This is a genomic window from Vibrio sp. L5-1 (assembly GCF_021728315.1).
GTDB lineage: Bacteria > Pseudomonadota > Gammaproteobacteria > Enterobacterales > Vibrionaceae > Vibrio > Vibrio splendidus_K.
In genome coordinates, this window is sequence record NZ_JAKKCQ010000021.1 from 1 (window position 1) to 6,560 (window position 6,560).

The 6,560-nt window shown below is 43.4% G+C and carries 4 protein-coding genes and 1 pseudogene; all 5 read left to right on the forward strand.

Annotation, left to right across the window (positions count from 1 at the left end; all coding sequences use genetic code 11):
• Positions 1-150: 150 nt before the first annotated feature.
• Positions 151-288, forward strand: a pseudogene (locus L3V35_RS25160) (JAB domain-containing protein); the annotation flags it as partial.
• 282 nt (positions 289-570) lie between these two features.
• Positions 571-1,677 (forward strand): nucleotidyltransferase, encoded by a 1,107-nt coding sequence (locus L3V35_RS25165; RefSeq protein WP_237300837.1) that lies wholly within the window; start codon positions 571-573, stop codon positions 1,675-1,677.
• Between the two features lies 1 nt (position 1,678).
• Complete coding sequence (locus L3V35_RS25580; protein ID WP_237300838.1) at positions 1,679-3,892, forward strand: ThiF family adenylyltransferase; 2,214 nt, start codon at positions 1,679-1,681, stop codon at positions 3,890-3,892.
• A 178-nt stretch (positions 3,893-4,070) separates the two neighbouring features.
• Complete coding sequence (locus L3V35_RS25175; protein ID WP_237300839.1) at positions 4,071-5,666, forward strand: SAVED domain-containing protein; 1,596 nt, start codon at positions 4,071-4,073, stop codon at positions 5,664-5,666.
• 391 nt (positions 5,667-6,057) lie between these two features.
• A partial coding sequence (locus L3V35_RS25180) for an Rpn family recombination-promoting nuclease/putative transposase (RefSeq protein ID WP_237300840.1) occupies positions 6,058-6,560 on the forward strand: 503 nt, incomplete at its 3' end.

The following is a 6,560-nucleotide window of genomic DNA, read 5'->3' on the forward strand; positions in this document are numbered from 1 at the left end:
CACATGATGGAACACAAGAAACTGCGAGTTGATGATTGTCAAATGGAGAGCCGGATGCGGGGAAACTCGCACGTCCGGTTCGGAGAGAGGAGTGAGTAAAACCGCCAGCTGTGAAGCTGGTATGGCGAACTTGCTCCTACTCTACGCGACGCCACCCCAAGTCAAGCTGACCGACGCATTACCCGTCAACTGACGGATGCGTTGGCATTGGTTGATATCCGAGTACTGGACCACTTTGTGGTTTCATTTGAGTGTGTGGTGTCTTTTTCTGAGCGAGGCTGGATTTAAAAAAGCGGCTTATGGCCGCTGATTGAAATAGGGTAGGAGACTACCCTTCAACACATTTTTGGACAGAAGTTCGTTAGTCATTTTACTAAATTAGCAATCCATAAATTACTTCTAGTATGGAAAAGTTGCTTAACAGCGCGTCCGGTATTAGTGGTGCAGGTCAACTGATTTCTGTAGCTCTCTTGAACAGTTTGTCTTTTTTCTATCCAGTCACTTGAAGTTGACTGTATGCATCCCCATATACTACCTGACTCATTCCATCACCTGGGAGATCTGTGCTCAATGTCTATTCAAAATCATTTCAACAAGTTCAATAAGAAAATCTACCTAACCAGCCACTCTGAAGGATATAAAAAGGCAAAGGAAAAAGATAAAAGCATTTTCGAGGAAATCAAAATCGCTTTCAAAGAGGCAGGCTACCCTGTAATCGACTCATTCATGCAAGGATCATTTGCTGTTAACACTGCCATCAACAGTCTGGATGGTGATTTTGACATAGATCGCGCAATCGTCATTGATGCAGAGAAAGCACCAGAAGATCCTGTTGCTCCAAAGAAAGTCATAAAAGAAGTGCTGGATAAGCGGAATTTCAAGGATCCGAGAATCAAAAAGCCGTGCGTTACAGCGGACTACAAATCAATCAACCTGCATATTGACTATACCGTATACAAAAAAGAGACCTCTTTTTTTGGCGATGATACCTACTACCTCGCTGTCGGTAAAAATGGTTCCAGTGATGATCACAAGGAATGGTCAGAGGCTGATCAAAAAGGACTTATTGAGTGGATCGATAGCGTTGATGACTTTGTTTTTGGGGCTACAGTAAAACGCAAGCAGCTTAAACGTCTGATCCGCTACATAAAACGCTGGAGAGAGGTGAACTTTAATTCTGAAGAGGTAAGAAAGAAGGTCTTCTCTATTGGCCTAACCGTCATGCTGAAAGAACAATATAGCCCTAACTCGCTGTCAGCCGAGGTGGATGACGATCTACAGGCGTTGAAAAGCACGGTTGATGCAATTCTTGATGCTGACTACATTTCAGCTCCATGGGGAACAGACGATTATCGCGTATATGTCAAGTTACCAAAAAAACCGAAACGCGATATTTTCCAACACAAGGTGGAAGGTGGGCACGCCGATGGTAGTGATTTAAATGTCGGTGCCCAACTTAGAAACAAGCTGCTCAAGCTTCAAGAGGACCTACAGAAAGCCTCGGATGAGACGGACGAAGTAGAACAGTGCGAAATCTTGAATAAGCTGTTTGGCGACGATTTCAAAGTGCCCAAGCAAGAAAAGCAATCATCATCCAAGGCTGCTTCATCGCTAACGGCTGCGGGGATCGCCCCCCTCAGCACGGCAGGAGCTTCCGGCACGTCGCAAGGTGCATAACGTGGACTACGCTTCTGTTCTAGAATATTTCCTCGACAGTGAATTTGAAGTTCAGCCCTCTAGCTACTCGGATCTGGATACACTTTCGGTCTGCGTAGAAATTGATGGCCGCCTTGTCAGTTTGGTGCATTTCTGCGTTGATGAATTACAGCAGTTACCGCACTTTTTTTTAAAGGACCCTGCATCTTTCGGGGTCTTGGCCCACGTTCTGACAACTCAAAATTTCGGAGGGCTTGGCTCAATTTGTGTGAATCACCTGGACTCCGTATCAGTCAACTTTGAAAGGCCAGAACTGGCCTTCGAGGAATCCATAAGGCGGCATGTTGAATTGCTACGCTCACTCATTACAGACTCCGAATTTAACCAGAGTGAGTTACTTAGGGAATTCAGCACAAATTGGTACACAAACACTAAGGGCATGATGAGCAAATCGGCAAAGACACTGTACTGCACGTCATGCGTAGCCAATTTTACTCAACTGGATATTTACAAACCTATTTCACCAGATAGCGTTATGAGCATTTCCGCATCTTTCACAGCCCTGCCATATGAGGGGAATGATCAAAATGTGGCACGCTTTTTCCAGATAGGTGCACGGCAGCAACAAAAAGATGCCGCTGGCTGTATTCTTCCGCTGCAATCCATAGACCCGGTTATTCCTCACAATGCTGACGGATTGAAAACATGGTTGCTGGACGCCCTCCAAAGGCTCCCTCATGAAACAAAAAGCAGGGCAGACAAGGAGCTGTTTCCTATCAGAGCTAAAGAGTTCTGGCTAGTGCTGAACACGGTAACACCATCAGGCAAAGCCTGGGTTGGGGTAAAGCTCAGTTTGGATAAGAAGCGGGCATTTCCCCTTACCTCTGAAAAAATGAGGTTGTGGAAGATCGAGCCAATCTTTGTTGAGGTCTTCAACAAAGAACTCATGTTGCCACGCAGTGGTGCCAACCCATCTCTTGATAACAAGAAAGTATTGCTGATTGGCTGTGGTTCGGTAGGAAGTGAAATAGCACATAAGCTGGGAGCAGCAGGAATTGGCCGTATTGATATTGTAGATCCGGACAGGTTTAGTACGTCTAACTTGTATCGTCATACCCTCGAGGGCAACATGACCGACTGGCCGAAAGCTCTTGCTGTAGCCTTTCAGTTGCAAGCAAAGTTTCCATGGCTGAAAGCAGATGGTTACCGCAACTCTTTACTCGATTACAGAAAGCGCGATGTTTTAAGTGCTTATGATCTCGTCGTCATCGCCATAGGCGCGCCGACCCATGAACGCCTGTTCCACGATTATCTTGTGAAATCGGACGTTAAAGTCCCTGTAATATATAGCTGGCTTGAAGGATACGGAATCGGAGGACATGCAGTTCTAGACATTCTGCGTCAACCGGGGTGTTTGCGATGTGCGTATGTTGAGCCGAATACTGGGGTACGCGGTCTAGCATCCAACCTCAATTTCATAGAATCCGACCAGAATGTAGTTAAAAACTACGCTGGCTGTGGTGAGATGTTTATCCCTTATGGCGCAATCAGCTCCACACAAACAGCTCTTATCGCAGCAGATCTGGCTGTCGGATATCTGGAAGGGAAGTTGACTGAGTCAAAGAAAGTTAGCTGGAAAGGCGATAACGCAGATGCAGAGCGCGAAGGGCTCAATCTCACTCCAAGATATCAAACTTTCACATCCTCTTTAAAGAAGCAACCCTTACGGCATCCTCTGTGTGACATATGCCAGCCAAAGGATTTCATCACCTATCAAAGCAAGTGTGGAAAGCGCCTTTACCTCCCCCAGACTCTTCATCAAAAGTTGTGTACCTACCGGCAAGAAGAGCCAGCATCAGTGGAGTCAGCTGGACTTCTCATTGGGTATTACAACCGGAACGGTGAAGTCTTGATAGATACCTTGACTACTCCAAAAGCATCCGATCAAAGAACCCGGACGACGTTCAAGCTGGATTCACAGGCTCACCAGGCAGAAATTGAAGAAGCCTATACCGCATCAGAACAGTTGTTGGGCTATGTTGGAACCTGGCACACTCACCCCCAAGACGTGCCGCGCCCCTCAAGCCCTGATAAAACTGACTGGCGAACCCATGAACAGGACAACTCCGATCGCCCACTGTTTTTTATTGTCGTAGGCATAAAAACAACGTCGGTCTACACCCTGGAAAAGGGAAAAGTCATCGAACTATCAATCGTTCAGGAGGAACATTGCTAACTATGTGGAAATGCTGTAAATAACTGTTCTCTATTGTCGTGCTGAACGTCAACTTTGAAAATGGCTATGATGCTAAATACGCAATCCGGAATAGCAACTTTTTTGTTATTGTTGGTAGTAGACAAGTAATATTTACATCAAAATAAATAATAAATTTGAAAATTATCGAGGAAAGTGAATGGCTAATAAAGTTGATCAGTTTTGTAATCAGGCAGCGAGTTCTCCAATTGATTCACTGGATAATTTTAATCAATACCACAAAAACCTTAAGAAGCTAGTAAGCTGGAATGATGTGGGAATTTTGACTGACAACGATGATAAAAATACCATCATTCTACTTAGCCTTAATGAAGAAGTAGTAGCTACGCTAAGGTTATGTCTAGTACCACGTGACACTGCAAACTGTCTAGCAAATTTATCTGAAAGCAAAAGTGTGATTACATACAGAAATATCCAAGGTTATCAAATAACGAGCTACGATCTGTTAACACTAGACTCAATAAGTGGTATCTGGATTAAAGCGGGGCAACAAAGCGTTAATTTATCGATCGATGAACTAGAGAATTTATTCGTCCGCTTCGAGGATGATCGGAAACTAAAAGGCAGAGGGAAAGACTTCACTGCAGATACCAAAAATACTGTATGGAGAGAAAGCTATGGTCGCTGCATGTTCACCGGATGTGGTGAAAAGTTAGACCATGATACTATTTCAGGGACGACTGGAAACTATGCTTATTTAGCCCATAACGTTGCGTCTTCTGAGCAAGGTGCCAGAGGGGTCACAGAACTGTCTAATAAGCTTTCCAACAATCCTGACAACGTTTTACTTCTATGTGACAAGCACCATAGACTTATAGATAAAGTAGCTGCAAGCGACTACACCGCACCAATGTTATCAGCAATGAAAAAAGAGTTTAGTATTGTTGCTAATAGCTTACTGGACGGCCTAAAATATCAGCCAATTCCAGTTTATGCAGTACTATGGCCAGTAAACTCTCAAACTGTTTCGCCACCATCATATCTTCAGGTTGCCAGTAGCCTCTCCAGAATTAAACGCCGAATGCATGAACAGATAAACATTCTGAGCAACAATGAAGACTTATTGATTGATTCCCCAGATATATTTTGGCAATTGATGCCTAGTGTAATTCAAAGTGCAGCAGACAAGATCATTCAACAAACAAAGGGTTGTGGCTTCAATGCTGCTTTATTTGGCTTCGGACCAACATCTTCACTTATTGGATTAGGAGCTAAATTGGGTAATAAAAATGATGTAACGCCTATGTTACGTTTTAGGGAAAGTGGGAACTGGTCTTGGCCTAGTGAAGTAGCTGTAGGTGCTTTTTATGAAATAGAAGGTCTAAACGATTTAACAGAAAATGCTGACATCATCATAAACATCGCCTTAACTGCCGAACCAGAAAGTCTTATTGGTGCTTCAAAAGCTTTAAGTGGTAATAAAAACGCACAGATCATCACTATAAGAGCCAAAGAAAAATATATGGGTAACGGTGCAATTCCACACCCTGAAAACGGAAAAGCTTTGACTGCCGAACTTCAGTCTATTTTTCACAAACTAAAATCTGATTATAGCATTCAAACCATACACTTATTTACTTGTGCTTCAAACGCTGCGGCTGTTTTCATTGGTCAGGCTTATGATACTCACCACCCAGAAGTTATCATTTATGATTTTGATAGCAGTACAATGGTGCCAAGGCTGCAATTGAAGAATGAGAACCATAAATGCCAAGTATCAGTTTTTCAACAGTAAACGTTGTACATGGAAAGTAGTTCTTAATCATACATGAGAAACGCATAGGGCTAATTTTCTATTAATCCGAGAAGGTACTTGAAAGTTTGTGACGCTTTCAGGGCATTTTCGCCTAATTGCGCTTGTCAGCCATTATCACTTTCATGAGGCACGAAGTGCCTATTTGGACAAACTTTCAGATAACTTTTAATATGGCAAAAGACCATGAACTGCATGTGAACGAGTATTTGCACTAAGCCATTTTGGGGCAAAGATTACTTAGAGTAAATTCACCAAATTGTGTGAACTAAATTGTGTAAATGAACACAAATTGATGTGTAGAAAGAAACCAACGTGGTGCAGGATTTTTATCCTAATACTGATTTGACTTATTTAGTGTTAAGGTAACGGTATGAAAAAGACCACGCCAACGCCACATGATGCGCTCTTTAAGCAGTTTCTCACTCATCCTGAAACCGCTAAGGACTTATTGGATATCCACCTACCTGCTGAGCTGCGTGAAATCTGTGATTTGACGACCCTAAAGCTCGAATCAGGCAGCTTTATAGAAGAAAACTTACGGCCTTATTATTCGGATGTCCTTTATTCTCTTAAAACGTCTCAGGGGGAAGGGTACGTCTATGCGTTAATTGAGCACCAGAGTCGGCCAGATAAACACATGGCGTTCAGACTGATACGTTATGCTATCGCTGCCATGCAACAGCATATTGAAGCGGGTCATGAGCACTTACCCCTGGTGATACCTTTGCAGTTTTACCATGGTCAAATCTCGCCCTACCCATATGAAATGAATTGGTTAAAAGGGTTTGCTAACCCTAAGATGGCTAAGGCTCTCTATACTCAAGATTTTCCATTGGTCGATGTTACGGTCATCTCCGATGATGAGATAATGCA

Bases quoted from the DNA above. Each gene is read 5' to 3' on its own strand.
- L3V35_RS25165 (WP_237300837.1), top strand. From the start codon at position 571: ATGTCTATTCAAAATCATTTCAACAAGTTCAATAAGAAAATCTACCTA.
- L3V35_RS25175 (WP_237300839.1), top strand. From the start codon at position 4,071: ATGGCTAATAAAGTTGATCAGTTTTGTAATCAGGCAGCGAGTTCTCCA.